Here is a 13,205-nt window from a genome sequence, read left to right on the forward strand (position 1 = left end):
CTCAGCGTTCCAGCCGCAGCTCCTGGGCGTCGACGAGTGCGGACGCGCGGGCGAGCGCGGTCGTGCTGTAGGCGCCGATGGCGCGCTCCTCGTGCAGCGCGTCGCGCATGAGCGCGATCAGCCGGCGGTGCAGGAGCATCCGCTGCGCGGCGAGGGTGACGGCCTCCGGGTCCCGGTCGGTGCGGGCGTCCCGGACCCGCTCGAGCCAGGCCAGCGTCTCGGTGGCGACCTCCGGATCGATCGGGGTGCCGTCGATGACGATCCGGTCCGTCGGCCCCATGGCCGCTGCCGCGGTGGCGGTGATGTCGTTCACGAGCTCGGCCACCTCGGCACGCTGGCGGTCGGGGTCGACGCCGGAGACGCCGAGCGTGCGGATCACCCACGGCAGCGTGCCGCCGTAGAGGAGGAGCGAGACGACGGCCACGACGAACGCGACCGTGATCAGCAGGGTCCGCTCGTCGACCTCCGGGCCGATGGTGAGGGCGGCGGCGAGCGTGACCACCCCGCGCATCCCCGCCCACGACAGGACCGCCCCGCCGCGCGCGGTGATCGGCTCGCTCTCCTGGTAGGCGACGTCGGCCCTGCCGCGCTCGACCCGTCGCCGGAACCGCGACATGCGGTGCTGGCCACGCGGGCCGTCCACGCGCGGTCCGCCCTCCTCGGCCACCGTGTCGACGCGGTGGCTGATGAGCGCGAGCCGCTCGCGCAGGGCGTCGAGGCGTGGTCGGCGTCGACGTTCGCGGAGCACCTGCACGCCGACGAAGACGATCCGCAGGACGAGCAGCAGCGCGAGGACCAGGGCGGCGATCCCCAGCACCTCCGGCAGGCTGCTCGACGACGCGTCCAGGTCGCGCAGGAGCGACTCCAGCTGCAGACCCATCAGCAGGAAGACACCGTTCTCGACCAGGAACTGGATGGTCAGCCAGTTGGTGCGCTCGGTGAGGCGCTCGCGGGCGCTGAAGGTGCGGACGCCGTGGTGTCCGGTGACCAGGCCCGCCACGACCACGGCCACGACGCCGGACGCCTCGGCCTCCTCGGTCGGCAGGAAGGCGAGGAACGGCACGATGAAGCTGACCGCCGTCATGAGGACGGGGTCGTCCAGCTTGCTCCGCAGCCAGACGGTCGCGCGGCCCACGACGTAGCCGATGAGGACGGCGAGCGCGACCGCTCGCACGAAGTCGAGGACCGCGTCGCCCAGGCTGAATCCCGCCGTGATGGCGAGCAGCGCCGTCCGCAGCACGACCAGCGCGGAGGCGTCGTTGAACAGGCTCTCGCCCTCCAGCACGGTCATCAACCGGTGGGGGAGCCCCAAGCGCTTGCCGATGGCGGTCGCTGCGACCGCGTCCGTGGGGCCGACGACGGCCCCCAGCGCCACGCCGGCCGCGAAGGAGACGTCGGGAACGACGAGGTGCACCACGGCACCGACGGCGAGCGCCGAGGCGACGACCAGCGTGACCGAGAGCCACGTGATCATGCCGATGCTGCGGCGCAGGTCGATGACGGGCACCTGGACCGCGGTGGCGTACAGCAGCGGCGGCAGGGCCCCGAGCAGGATCCAGTCGGGATGCAGCGCGAAGTCGGGCGTGCCGGGGACGAGGCTGAAGGCGATGCCGAGGACCAGCAGGACCAGGGGCGTGGCGATCCCGGTGCGCCGGGACAGCACGGCCGCCACGACGATCGCCATCAGGGCGGCGACGGCGAGGGTCAGCAGCTCCACGACCGTCAGCGTAACGAGCCCGGGGCGTCCGTCCCGGCGGTCAGGACGCGCCCGGCGTCAGGGGGCGCCGCGCGGCTCCTCGTGCGACGGGCCGTCGCTGAGCTCGTCGACCACGAGGAGGTCGTGGCGGACCTGTCCCGCGCGGAACGAGGCCCGTCCGACCATGTGGCTGGAGACCACGCTGGTGGCCATCTGCAGCAGCACGATGAGCGCGAGCATGCCGACGACGCCCGGGTCGCGCAGGCGCAGCGCCACCCCGGTCATCACCAGCACCGTGCCCAGGACCTGCGGCTTGGTGGCTGCGTGCATGCGGGTGAGGAGGTCGGGCAGGCGTACGACGCCGATCGCGGCGATGAGCGCGAGCAGCGCGCCGAGGAGGATGCACACCGCCGCGGCGAGGTCGGCCAGCTGGGTCCAGCTCACCACGTGCCCCCGATCCCCGGGTCGTCGCGGTCGCCGGCCTCGAGGTCGTCGCTGCGGCTGGCGTAGCGGGCGACGCTGACCGCGCCCACCATGCCGCAGCCGGCGAGCACGACGAGCATCGGGAGGGGGAAGGTCACCCCCGAGTGGGCGACGTAGAGCCCCGTCCCGCACACGGTGACCGCGACCAGCACGTCGAGCGCGACGCTCCGGTCGAGGATCGTCGGGCCGATGGTGAGACGCACGAGGAGGAGTGCGGCGGCCACGGTGAGCAGCACCGCTCCGAGGACGAGCACGAGTGTCATGGGCGCTCCCGGTCGGTCGGTCGGGGCGGCAGCGCACGGAGCAGGCGCTGCTCGAGGGCGAGGGCCATCCGCCGGAACTCCTCGGCGGCCTCCGCGTCGGGCACGTCGATGACGTGGAGGTAGAGCGTGTGGGTGGACCGGCGCGCCTCCACCACCACCGACCCGGGGATCAGCGAGAGCATCGACGCGACCAGGGTCATCAGGAAGTCGGACGTGGTCTCCAGGTCGACCGCGACGACGGCGTTGCGCACCGGTCGGCGACGCAGGACGACGCCGGCCACCTCGATGCTGGCGCGCACGACGTCGAGGTGGAAGCGGGCCACCACGCCGAGCAGGGGGAGGGGGCGCACCGACGACCCGAGGTCGATCGGGGGCAGGGGGAAGGCGAGGCAGACCAGCACGGCCACCAGGACGCCGCCGAGGACGAGCAGGGGCGTCACGGCGCCCCACAGGGCGAGCCAGACCAGCAGCAGCCAGAGGACCGGGATCGGCTGGACGGCCCGGTGCCGGGCCGGACGGGTGGACCCGTCGCGGCGGGTGCGCATGACCGGGCTCACGGGTGCTCCTCGGTGAGGACGGAGGAGAGGTAGGGCGTGCGTTCGTGCAGGTCGACCGCCGCCCGGTCGCCGAGCGCGTAGAGCGGTCCGGCGATCACCGACAGCAGCACGCTGGCCGCGACGAGTGCGCCCGCCGGGAGGAGCATCCCGAGGGGCGAGTGGCGGTTGTCCTCGCCGGCCTGGATGAGGGCGTAGAAGTCGCGGTCGGGCTCGTTGTCGTCGCCGAGGCGGCGCGCCTCCTCGATGTCGCGCCGCGACACGGTGCCCGCGGCGGTGTGGACGTGGCCGCGGTGCTGGTGGACCGGGCGGGTGTCGTGACCGGGCACCGGCTCGACCGCGGCCTCGCCGACGGAGTCGCCGATCGCCTCGAGCGCCTCGTGGGCCTCCCGCGGGCTGCGCCAGAACGCGACCGCCCACGTCTTGGCGACGGCGTACAGGGTGAGGAGGCTGGTCGCCGCGCCGGCGGCCACCAGGGTCCAGGCGAGCGGGCTGCCGTCGAGCTGGGCGGCCTGGAAGAGCCCCACCTTGCCGATGAAGCCGGAGAACGGCGGGATGCCCGCGAGGTTCATCGCCGGCACGAAGAAGAGCACGGCCAGCACCGGGGCGATGCGGGCCAGCCCGCCGATGCGCATCAGCGCGGTGCTGCCCGCGCGGCGCTCGACCAGGCCGAGGACGAGGAAGAGCGCCGTCTGGATCGTGATGTGGTGGACGACGTAGAACGTGGTGCCGGCCGTGCCGGTGCGGCTGTCGAGCGCGATGCCGAGGATGAGGTAGCCGATGTGGCTGACGAGGGTGAAGGACAGCATGCGCTTGATGTCGGACTGCGCGACGGCGCCGAGGATGCCGATGAGCATGGTGAGCAGGGCGGCCCACAGCAGCAGGTCGGTGAGCGGGCTGCCGGGGAACAGCAGGGTCTGCACGCGGAGGATCGCGTAGACGCCGACCTTGGTGAGCAGCCCCGCGAACACGGCCGTCACGGGTGCGGGCGCGGTGGGGTAGCTGTCCGGGAGCCACAGCGAGAGCGGGAAGACGGCCGCCTTGATGGCGAACGTCGTCAGCAGCAGCAGCTGGATCATCAGTGACACGTGGTCGGGCAGCTCCGCGAGCCGCTGCGCGAGGTGGGCCAGCGTGAGCGTGCCGGTGGCGGCGTACGTCACCGCCAGGCTGATGAGGAAGAGCGTCGAGGACAGCAGGTTGACCAGCACGTAGATGGTGCCGGCGCGCACGCGGGCCGCCGTGCCGCCGAGGGTCAGCAGGACGTAGCTGGCGAACAGCAGCATCTCGAAGCTGACGAACAGGTTGAACAGGTCGCCGGCGAGGAACGCGTTGGCGACGCCGGCCACCAGCACGAGGAACGTCGGGTGGTAGACCGAGATCGGTGCCCCCTCCTCGTCCTCGGTCATGCCCTGCCCCACGGAGTACGCCAGGACCGCCAGCGTCACGATCGCGCTGACCAGCAGCATGAGGGCGGCGAGCCGGTCGGCCACCAGCACGATGCCGAGCGTCTCGGGCCACGCGCCGATCCAGACGGTCTGCGGGCCGTGCCGGTCCGCCTGCACCAGCAGCACGGCGGCCACGACGACGACCGAGGCGAGCACGGCGAGGCTGAGCCAGCGCTGGATGCGCGGGTGGTGGAGAAGCGCCAGCGACGCACCCGCGCCGAGGATCGGCAGCAGGACCGGGAGGGGGACGAGGGAGTTCACCTGGACCGGCCCTCCGTCTCGGCGGCGTCGGCGACCAGCGGATCGTCGTCGGGGCCCTGCCCGGGGTCGCCGCTGGAGTCGTCACCGGGGTAGTCGGACGTCGTGGCGGAGTAGGCCTCCGACGTGACGTCGCGCAGGGCGAGCCTGCGGATGGTGTCGTCCTCGATGTCGTCCTGGACGTCGTCGTGGCCGTTGAGCTGCCAGCTGCGGTAGGCCATGGCCAGGACGAACGCCGTGGTCGCGAGCGTGATCACGATGGCGGTGAGCACCATGGCCTGGGGGAGCGGGTCGGTGAGGCCGCCCGTGTCGCCGCCCTTCGACACGATCGGTGCGCGTCCCGCGGGGCCGCCGGCGACCATGAAGGACAGGCTGACGCCGTTGCCGATCATGACGATGCCGACCAGCACGCGCGACAGGCTGCGCTCGAGGACGAGGTACACGCCGCAGCCGAGGAGGGCGGCGGCGACGAGGACGAGGGTCAGGTTGACGGTCATGCGGCCTCCGCCTCGGACTGGGCCGCGCGCATCGCGCGCTGGATGTCGCGGTCGATGTGGGAGCCGAGGGCGCGCAGCAGGTCGAGCACGAGCCCCACGACGACCAGGTAGACCCCGACGTCGAAGAGGACCGACGAGACCAGGTGCAGGTCGCCCAGCAGCGGCAGGTGCAGGTCGATCACCGCCGACTGCAGCACCACCCCGCCGAAGGCCATCGGGAGCAGGGCGGCCAGCGCCGCCACGGCGAGGCCGCCCCCGATCAGTCGTCCGGCGTCCACCGGTGCCGCCTCGTCGAGCTCGTAGCGGCCTCCCGCGAGGTAGCGCACGACGAGCGCCAGCCCGGTCGTCATGCCCGCCGCGAAGCCGCCGCCGGGCTCGTTGTGGCCGACGAGCAGGAGGTAGATCGAGATGACGACCAGCGTGTGGAACAGCAGCCGCACGATCACCTCGAAGATGATCGAGCGCTTGTCCGGCGGCAGGGTCCGGGAGCCGGGCAGCCAGGCGCGGCGGCCCGGGGCCGTCGCGACCTTCTCGACGCCGGCCGGGTAGGGGATGTCGTGGACGCGGCGGATGTCGGCCCCGCGCGCGTTGACGTACACGAGGCTGGCGACCCCGGTCGCCGCGGCCACCAGGACGGCGAGCTCACCGAGGGTGTCCCACGCGCGGGTGTCGACGAGGATGACGTTGACGATGTTGCCGCCGCCGCCGAACTCGAGCGCCTGCTCGGGCAGCGAGAGGGACACGGGGTCGGCGGTGCGCGCCGCGCCCGCCACGAGAAGGAAGCCGGCGGTGACGACGGCGACCGCGACGCCGAGCACGACCCGCAGGTAGCGCTGGCGGCTCAGCGGGCGGTCGGTGAAGTACTCGGGGAGCCGGCGCAGGGCCAGCACGAAGACGACCACGGTCAGGGTCTCGACCAGCGCCTGGGTGAGCGCGAGGTCGGGCGCGCCCTGCAGGACGAACAGCAGGGCCGTGCCGTAGCCGGTGACGCCGACGAGCAGGACCGCCCGGATCCGGCGCCGCGAGCGCGCCGTCATGACCGCCGCGGCGACGACGACCACCCCGATGACCGCCTGCGCGGGGTTGTCCCACGCCGCCACCTGCAGCCCGTCGACGTTGCCGATCAGGGTCGAGCCGGGGAGCAGCACCAGCACGACGAGGATGATGGCGAGGTACGCCGCCGCGGACCCGCGCTGCACCACACCGGTGACCTCGACTGCCGTGCGGTCCAGCAGCCGCATGCCGCCGCGGTAGGCGCGCTCGAGGCTCCAGTCGTGGGCGAGGGCGGCCTGCGCCCGCGCGACGGGCTCACGGGCGACGAACAGCGCGGCGCCCACGGCGAGGGTCACGAGGGTGAGCACCAGGGGGAGGCCGACGCCGTGCCACAGGGACAGCTCGGGCTCGTGGGCGCCTGGCGGGAACGCGTCAGCCTCGGGGGCCAGGAGCGTCGTGAGCGGGGAGCCGAGGAAGCCGAGCACCAGCGAGAGCGCCGCCAGGATCACGGGCGCCGCGACGAACCCGGCCGAGGGGGAGTGGACCGACACCGGGGTCGCCACCTCCCGGGTGCCGAAGGCGCCCCACACGAAGCGGGCCGAGTAGGCGACGGTGATGATCGAGCCGAGGACCACGCCGGCGAGCAGCAGCCACGCGTTCGTCGTACCGATCCCGGTGCCGTCACCCGTGTGGGCGACGTCGACGAGCGCGACGAGGACGCTCTCCTTGGCGACGAAGCCGAGCAGCGGGGGGAGGCCCGCCATCGAGGCGGCGGCGAGGGTCGCGGACACGGCGAGGACGGGGAGCCGGCGGGCGAGGCCGGTCAGCTCACGGAGGTCGCGCGTGCCGGTGCTGTGGTCGATCACGCCGACCACGAGGAAGAGCGTCGCCTTGAACAGCGCGTGCGCGAGCAGGAGGGCGAGCCCCGCGAGCATCGCGCTGCGGGTGCCGGTGCCGAGGACGAGCACGAGGAAGCCGAGCTGGCTGACGGTGCCGTAGGCGAGCAGCAGCTTGAGGTCGTGCTGCCGGAGCGCTCGTACGCCGCCCAGGACCATCGTCGCGAGGCCGAGCGTCAGAAGGACGGTGCGCCACCCGGTGACCGCGGCGAACGCGGGAGCGAGGAGCGCGACCAGGTAGACGCCGGCCTTCACCATCGACGCCGCGTGGAGGTAGGCGCTGACGGGGGTCGGCGCCGCCATGGCCGACGGGAGCCAGAAGTGGAAGGGGAGCAGGGCCGACTTGCTGATGGCGCCCACCAGCAGGAGGTGGACCCCGACGGTCACGGCCACGCCGACGGGCGGGTCGGCGAGGATCTCGGTGATCCGGAAGGTCCCGGCGGCGCGGCCCACGACGATCGCCCCGACAAGTAGGACCAGGCCACCGAAGGTGGTCACGACGAGCGCCTGGATGGCCGCACGCCGGCTGGCGCGCCGCTCCGAGTCGTGGCCGATGAGGAGGAAGGAGAAGACCGTCGTCAGCTCCCAGAAGACGTAGAGCAGCAGCAGGTCGTCGGCCAGGACCAGGCCGAGCATCGAGGCCACGAAGGCGACAAGCACGCCGGCGAAGCGCGGCACGCCCGGCTCGTCGTCGTCGAAGTACCACGCGCAGTAGCCGAGCACGAGCGCGCCGATCCCGAGCACGATCAGCGCCATCAGCCACTGGAGGGTCCCCATGGCGAAGGCCAGCTCGAGGCCGATGCTGCCCACCCACGGGTGCACCTCGACGAGCGTCTCGCCGTCCTGGACGGCGGCACCCTGGGCAGCCACCCAGAGCGTGCCGGCCAGCGGCACCAGGGCGATGCCCACGAACGCGCGCCTGCCGGCCCGGAGCACCAGCCACGGAGACACGACCGCCGCCGCGAGCAGAGCGGCGATCAGCAACAGCACAGGCGGTGGTCCCTCGTCCTCGGTGGAGTTTCCTCAACCGTACCGGGGCAGAACGCGCCATCCGACCGCTCGAGCGCCTGCGGGGCAAAGATGGGGGATGGACCCCATCTCGGGCCTGTCCGCGGCGGCGGCGGCCGCGCGTCGACCGAGTGTCGAGTGCTGGTCTAGCCCATTCGAGCTCGTGGCGCGGAGGTGTCAACCGTTCTACGCCTCGATCGTCTGATCCGATATGCACGTGGCGAGGGACGAGATCGAGGGGCCGGGGCCCGGGGTGGTGGTGCCATCGCGCACCGTCGAAAAGGACGCGTCCGCGGTTGTCTCCGAGTTGTTCGTCGTCCACCACCGCCGACTCGTGGGGCTCGCGGCGCTGCTCGTCGACGACCGCCAGGTCGCGGAGGACGTGGTGCAGGATGCGTTCGCCGCGCTTCACCGTCACTGGCGAGCCCTTCGGGACCAGAACGCCGCCGTGACCTACCTGAACCGTGCAGTCGTCAATGGCAGCCGGGACGTCCTACGTCGCGGGCTCCGGGGGAAGCGGGCAAGCTTGCGCCTGGTTCCTCGTTCCGAGGAGCTCCAGTCCGCAGAACAGGGCGTGGTGGCGCACGAGGAGGCCGCCCGCATGTGGGGTTCGGTCACGTCGTTGCCGATGCGCCAGCGACAGGTGCTGGTCATGCGCTACTACCTCGAGCAGTCCGAGCTCGAGATCGCTGAGACCTTGGGGATCTCCCGAGGCTCGGTCAAACAACATGCGAGTCGTGGCCTGGCCGCCCTTGCTCAGGAATGGGAGGAGCAGTCATGACCGACTCGGCTGTCGAGCAACGACTGTCCGCTGCCCTCCACCAACACGCGGAGGAAGCAATGAGCCAGACAGACACCGTCACCGAGCTCACCAAGCTCCACGACCGACTCAACCGAGGCGACCGGGGTCCTCGAAGGGGCAGGAGTGGGGCCGGCATCGCCGCCGCCTCGTTGGCCGCGGCTGTCGCGGCCGCGGTGTGGTTCGGCTCCGGGCAAGGTGGCACGCCGCCGGTGGACCCCGCGCCCCCGGTTGCGTCACCGTCGCCTTCCTCGGCCGAGCCCGAAGTGTCAGAAGCACCTCAGACCCCGGGCGAGACCGTGCGGGGGTTCGAGGGCATCACGTTCCCGATGAGGTTCGTCGTCCCGAAGGGCTTCTCGGACCCGTCGACGGAGAACGGGACGCGCGGTTACTCCATCAAGGGCACCACCGCCGCCGCCGCAGCCTTCCTCATCGGCACGTTCACCGACGTCCCGACATCCGACCTGCCCGCCGACCTGGCCGCTCACATCCGTCAGACCCGGGACGAGCTCACGGTGTCCAACGTCGCCACGAGCGAGGTGGGCGGCCGCCCGGCGCAGACCTTCACCCTCACCCAGAAGCCCGGGACGGCGGCGTCCGACCTGTTCTGCGTGCGGGCCGGAGCTTGCTACAAGCTGCTGGAGGACAAGCCGATGGACGTCACAGCCGTACGCACCGGGCAGGGACTGGTCGTCTTCTGGGTGGAGTACGCACCCAAGGACCGCGCAAGGATCCAAGGACCCATGCAAACCTGGCTCGGCTCCGTCCGATGGGAGTAGCTGCCACGGGACGTCGTCCTGCAAAGCGCGACACGTGGGATCACACCGGTGTCATCCCTCGACCCTCATTGTCTGACATAATGTCAGTTATCGGCGATATTGCAGGGCGGGCGAGAGGGGTGCTTGCGTCGCGTCCCGCACTCATCGGGGAACCTCGGCCTGTTCTGAGCAGGCTGACGCTCCCCGCTGTCGCACCATGAGCGCCTCAGGCGAACTTGCCGTACTTCTTGTGCATCGCCTGCCTGGAGACGCCGAGCATCGTCCCGATCTCGGCCCAGGAGAAGCCGTGGATGCGCGCGCGTCGTACGGCGACGGCCTCCGCGGCCGCCAGGTCGTGCTTGGCACGGGCGATCCGCATGAGCTCCTCGAGCGGGCTCTCCTCGTACGGCTCGTCTGCGTCGATGGCAGTCCTCATGCGTCAACTGTCGTTGACATAACGCGCGTTGTCGACCTCCGTTGACGACGGCTGCTCCTTGGTCAGGTGGAGGAGCCTCTGCGAGCCCCCGGTGTGGATCAGCGCGAAGCGCCGCGCGCGGTCGCGACCGTGCAGCGTGAACACCAGGCGCCGCTCGTCGCGGGAGTGCTCCTCCCACGTCCCGGTGTCCGCGACGGACTTGTGCTCGTCCTCGTAGTCCACGTGGTCGAGGTCGTGGTCGTCCACCGCGATGGCCAGCCGGTCGTGCCGGCCGTCGGCCGGCAGCCCCTTCGGGACGGCCCAGCTGCGCAGCACGCCGTCCTCCTCGAGCCGCAGGTCGAAGTGCGGGCTGGGTTGTCGGTGGTCGTGCAGGACGAACCTCGGCGGCGCAGGCACGGGGAGGACCCTCGTCATCCGAGACGACGGAGCTGGTACGTCCCGACCGTGGTCGCCACGACCTCGCCGCCGGCGTCGGTGAGGGTCGCCTCCAGCACGAACTCCCCCTTGCCCGACGCCAGCGCGTCGGTGCGCACCCGCGCGACCTCGTCGTCCGGCAGCGACGCCGAGGCGCGTACGACGCCCAGCGCGGGCCGACGGAACCGGATCGTGGACTCCTTGACGAGCGGCACGAACCCGGCGAGCTCGCCCTCGAGGTCGAAGGTGGTCAGGCTCAGCAGCCCGCCCAGCATCTCCGCCACGCTGAACAGCGAGCCGGCGTAGGTGACGCCGAAGTGGTTGACGTTCGGCTCCGGCGGCAGCTCGGCCGCGGCGTGACCCTGGCGGAGCTCGACGACGCGGATGCCCATGGCCTCCAGGATCGGGACCGAGCTGACGGCCTGGACTGCCTCCACTCTCAACGTATAGGCCATCCGGGGGCTTGCCGCAAGGCCCCGGTCAGCCTCCACACTGCACGGCGTGACGCAGCAGGACAGCCTCCAGGACACCGCCCCCTTCGCCCTCCCGCACACCCTCGCCGCCAAGCTCGACCCCGCGCTGATCGACCGCGACCGCGAGCACTTCACCCGGATCGCCACCGGGCTCGAGCGCGCGGTCGCCGACCTCGAGGAGCGCCTCGCGGAGGTCCGGCGCACCCCGGTCCGACACGGCACGGCGGCCCTCGAGCGCGACCAGGAGGTGCATCGGCTGTCGACCCGGCTGCGCGCCCTGCGCCGCTACGACCTCGACCTCTGCCTCGGTCGCATCGTCAGCGCCGAGCCTCGCGACGAGGAGGACACCACGACCTACGTCGGCCGGTTCGGCCTCGCCGACCCGGACGGTCGCCGGCTGCTCGTCGACTGGCGCTCGCCCGCCGCGGAGCCGTTCTTCGCCGCCACCCACGCGCACCCGCAGGGCCTGGTGAGCCGGCGCCGCTACCGCTGGGCGGCGGGCCGGATCGTCGACTACTGGGACGAGGCGTTCACCGAGGAGGGCCTGGCACACACGGCGGCCCTCGACGACCAGTCGGCGTTCATCGCCACCCTCGGCGGGAGCCGCACGCCCCGGATGCGTGACGTGCTCGGCACCATCCAGGCCGACCAGGACGCCATCGTCCGCGCCGGGTCACGCGGGGCGCTGGTCGTCGACGGCGGTCCGGGCACCGGCAAGACGGTCGTCGCGCTCCACCGCACCGCCTACCTGCTCTACGCCGACCCGCGGCTGGGGCACCGGCGCGGCGGGGTGCTCTTCGTGGGACCGCACCAGCCCTACCTCGCCTACGTCGGCGACGTGCTGCCGAGCCTGGGCGAGGAGGGGGTGCAGACGTGCACCGTCCGCGACCTGGTGCCCGAGGTCGCGACCTGCCCCGAGCCGGACGACCGCGTCGCAGCCCTCAAGGCCGACCTGCGGATGGTCGAGGCGATCGAGCCGGCGGTCGCGCTCTACGAGGAGCCGCCCGCCGCGTCGTACCTCGTCGAGACCGCCTGGGGTGACGTGCGGATCACCGCGTCCGAGTGGGCGGAGGCCTTCGACTCCCCCGACCCCGGCACGCCCCACAACCTCGCCCGCGACGACGTCTGGGACGAGGTCCTCACGATCCTGGTCGACAAGGCCGGCGACGTCGTGGAGGACCTCTCCCCCGACGAGCTCCGCCGCGTCCTCGAGCGCCACGCCGGCCTGCGCGACACCTTCGACCGGGCCTGGCCGCTGATCGAGCACACCGACCTGGTGGGCGACCTCTGGACGGTGCCGGCCTACCTGCGCCACTGCGCTCCGTGGCTCGCGCCCGACGAGGTGCGCGCCCTGCGTCGCGACGACCCCGCGGCATGGACGTACGCCGACCTGCCGCTGCTCGACGCCGCCCGGCTGCGGCTCGGTGACCCCGAGGCGTCGCGCCGGCGGCGGCGTACGCAGGCGGCCGAGGCCCGCGAGCGCGCGCGGATGGGTGAGGTCATCGACGACCTGCGCACGACGGCACGCGAGACGGGCGCCGACGAGCTCGGCGACGGCCTGGTGTCGATGCTCGTCCACGACGACCTGCAGACCGCTCTCGTCGACGACGCGGCGCTCCCGGCCTCCGACGTCGACCGGCTGGCGGGACCGTTCGCCCACGTGGTCGTCGACGAGGCACAGGAGCTCACCGACGCCGAGTGGGCGATGCTGCTGCGCCGCTGTCCCTCGCGCAGCATGACCGTGGTCGGCGACCGCGCCCAGGCACGCCACGGCTTCGCCGAGTCGTGGACCGACCGGCTGGCGCGCCTCGGGCTCATGGACGTCACGGTGGCCCCCCTGACCGTCAACTACCGCACGCCGGCCGAGGTGATGGCCGAGGCGGAGCCCGTGATCCGCGCGGCGCTCCCCGAGGCGAACGTGCCCACCTCGGTCCGCGAGAGCGGGATCCCCGTGCTCCACGCGCCGGCCGCCCAGCGCGACGCGATCGTCGGCGACTGGCTGGCGCAGCACGCCGAGGGAACGGCGGTGGTGGTCGGCGACCCCACGTGGGTCGACACGCCCCGCGTCCGCTCGCTGGCACCCGAGCTGGTCAAGGGCCTCGAGTTCGACCTCGTCGTGCTCGTCGACCCCGACGGGTTCGGCGACGGCGTGGCGGGTGCGGTGGACCGGTACGTCGCGATGACCCGCGCCACCCAGCGGCTGGTGGTGCTCAGGTCGTGAGGTCGCGCCGC

13 protein-coding genes are annotated in these 13,205 nt (G+C 72.6%); 3 read left to right on the plus strand and 10 right to left on the minus strand.

Annotated features, from left to right (window positions below):
• Position 1 precedes the first annotated feature (1 nt).
• Genes NYO98_RS06865 through NYO98_RS06895 form a run of 7 tightly spaced genes read right to left on the minus strand, consistent with a single transcriptional unit; the run spans position 2 to position 8,075 of the window.
• The gene (locus NYO98_RS06865) at positions 2–1,717 is read right to left on the minus strand and encodes a cation:proton antiporter (protein WP_268110814.1); all 1,716 of its coding nucleotides are present in this window, start codon (positions 1,715–1,717) and stop codon (positions 2–4) included.
• 57 nt (positions 1,718–1,774) lie between these two features.
• Complete coding sequence (mnhG, locus tag NYO98_RS06870; protein ID WP_268110815.1) at positions 1,775–2,140, minus strand: monovalent cation/H(+) antiporter subunit G; 366 nt, start codon at positions 2,138–2,140, stop codon at positions 1,775–1,777.
• On the minus strand, positions 2,137–2,442 hold the full coding sequence (locus tag NYO98_RS06875; RefSeq protein WP_268110816.1) for a monovalent cation/H+ antiporter complex subunit F: 306 nt from the start codon (positions 2,440–2,442) through the stop codon (positions 2,137–2,139). Before NYO98_RS06875 ends, mnhG begins: the two co-directional genes overlap by 4 nt.
• The gene (locus NYO98_RS06880) at positions 2,439–2,999 is read right to left on the minus strand and encodes a Na+/H+ antiporter subunit E (RefSeq protein ID WP_268110817.1); all 561 of its coding nucleotides are present in this window, start codon (positions 2,997–2,999) and stop codon (positions 2,439–2,441) included. The genes NYO98_RS06875 and NYO98_RS06880 overlap by 4 nt, the downstream gene beginning before the upstream one ends.
• The gene (locus NYO98_RS06885) at positions 2,996–4,702 is read right to left on the minus strand and encodes a Na+/H+ antiporter subunit D (RefSeq protein WP_268110819.1); all 1,707 of its coding nucleotides are present in this window, start codon (positions 4,700–4,702) and stop codon (positions 2,996–2,998) included. Before NYO98_RS06885 ends, NYO98_RS06880 begins: the two co-directional genes overlap by 4 nt.
• Positions 4,699–5,196, minus strand: a complete 498-nt coding sequence (locus tag NYO98_RS06890) for a Na(+)/H(+) antiporter subunit C (protein WP_268110820.1) — start codon at positions 5,194–5,196, stop codon at positions 4,699–4,701. Before NYO98_RS06890 ends, NYO98_RS06885 begins: the two co-directional genes overlap by 4 nt.
• On the minus strand, positions 5,193–8,075 hold the full coding sequence (locus tag NYO98_RS06895) for a Na+/H+ antiporter subunit A (RefSeq protein WP_268110822.1): 2,883 nt from the start codon (positions 8,073–8,075) through the stop codon (positions 5,193–5,195). Before NYO98_RS06895 ends, NYO98_RS06890 begins: the two co-directional genes overlap by 4 nt.
• Positions 8,076–8,310: 235 nt before the next feature.
• Here NYO98_RS06895 and NYO98_RS06900 point away from each other — a divergent pair, with 235 nt between their 5' ends.
• On the plus strand, positions 8,311–8,874 hold the full coding sequence (locus tag NYO98_RS06900; RefSeq protein WP_268110823.1) for a SigE family RNA polymerase sigma factor: 564 nt from the start codon (positions 8,311–8,313) through the stop codon (positions 8,872–8,874).
• Between the two features lie 284 nt (positions 8,875–9,158).
• Positions 9,159–9,671: a hypothetical protein gene (locus NYO98_RS06905; RefSeq protein WP_268110824.1), complete on the plus strand. Its 513-nt coding sequence runs from the start codon at positions 9,159–9,161 to the stop codon at positions 9,669–9,671.
• A 205-nt stretch (positions 9,672–9,876) separates the two neighbouring features.
• On the opposite strand, the gene NYO98_RS06910 is transcribed toward NYO98_RS06905, so the two are convergent.
• From NYO98_RS06910 to NYO98_RS06920, 3 genes are read right to left on the minus strand one after another with little or no spacing between them, the layout of a single operon-like run.
• On the minus strand, positions 9,877–10,086 hold the full coding sequence (locus NYO98_RS06910) for a helix-turn-helix domain-containing protein (protein WP_268110825.1): 210 nt from the start codon (positions 10,084–10,086) through the stop codon (positions 9,877–9,879).
• A gap of 3 nt (positions 10,087–10,089) precedes the next feature.
• Positions 10,090–10,482 carry a DNA polymerase ligase N-terminal domain-containing protein gene (locus tag NYO98_RS06915; RefSeq protein ID WP_268110826.1) on the minus strand — a complete coding sequence of 131 codons (393 nt, stop codon included), beginning with the start codon at positions 10,480–10,482 and terminating at the stop codon, positions 10,090–10,092.
• Positions 10,483–10,496: 14 nt separating this feature from the next.
• On the minus strand, positions 10,497–10,937 hold the full coding sequence (locus NYO98_RS06920; RefSeq protein WP_268110827.1) for a PaaI family thioesterase: 441 nt from the start codon (positions 10,935–10,937) through the stop codon (positions 10,497–10,499).
• Positions 10,938–11,001: 64 nt separating this feature from the next.
• Here NYO98_RS06920 and helR point away from each other — a divergent pair, with 64 nt between their 5' ends.
• Positions 11,002–13,194: an RNA polymerase recycling motor ATPase HelR gene (helR, locus tag NYO98_RS06925; protein ID WP_268110829.1), complete on the plus strand. Its 2,193-nt coding sequence runs from the start codon at positions 11,002–11,004 to the stop codon at positions 13,192–13,194.
• The last annotated feature ends 11 nt before the right edge of the window (positions 13,195–13,205 follow it).

Origin of the sequence: Nocardioides pini (genome assembly GCF_026712185.1) — a bacterium.
In the GTDB taxonomy this organism is placed as follows: domain Bacteria; phylum Actinomycetota; class Actinomycetes; order Propionibacteriales; family Nocardioidaceae; genus Nocardioides; species Nocardioides pini.

Bases quoted from the DNA above. Each gene is read 5' to 3' on its own strand.
- NYO98_RS06890 (WP_268110820.1), bottom strand. From the start codon at position 5,196: ATGACCGTCAACCTGACCCTCGTCCTCGTCGCCGCCGCCCTCCTCGGC.
- NYO98_RS06875 (WP_268110816.1), bottom strand. From the start codon at position 2,442: ATGACACTCGTGCTCGTCCTCGGAGCGGTGCTGCTCACCGTGGCCGCC.
- NYO98_RS06910 (WP_268110825.1), bottom strand. From the start codon at position 10,086: ATGAGGACTGCCATCGACGCAGACGAGCCGTACGAGGAGAGCCCGCTC.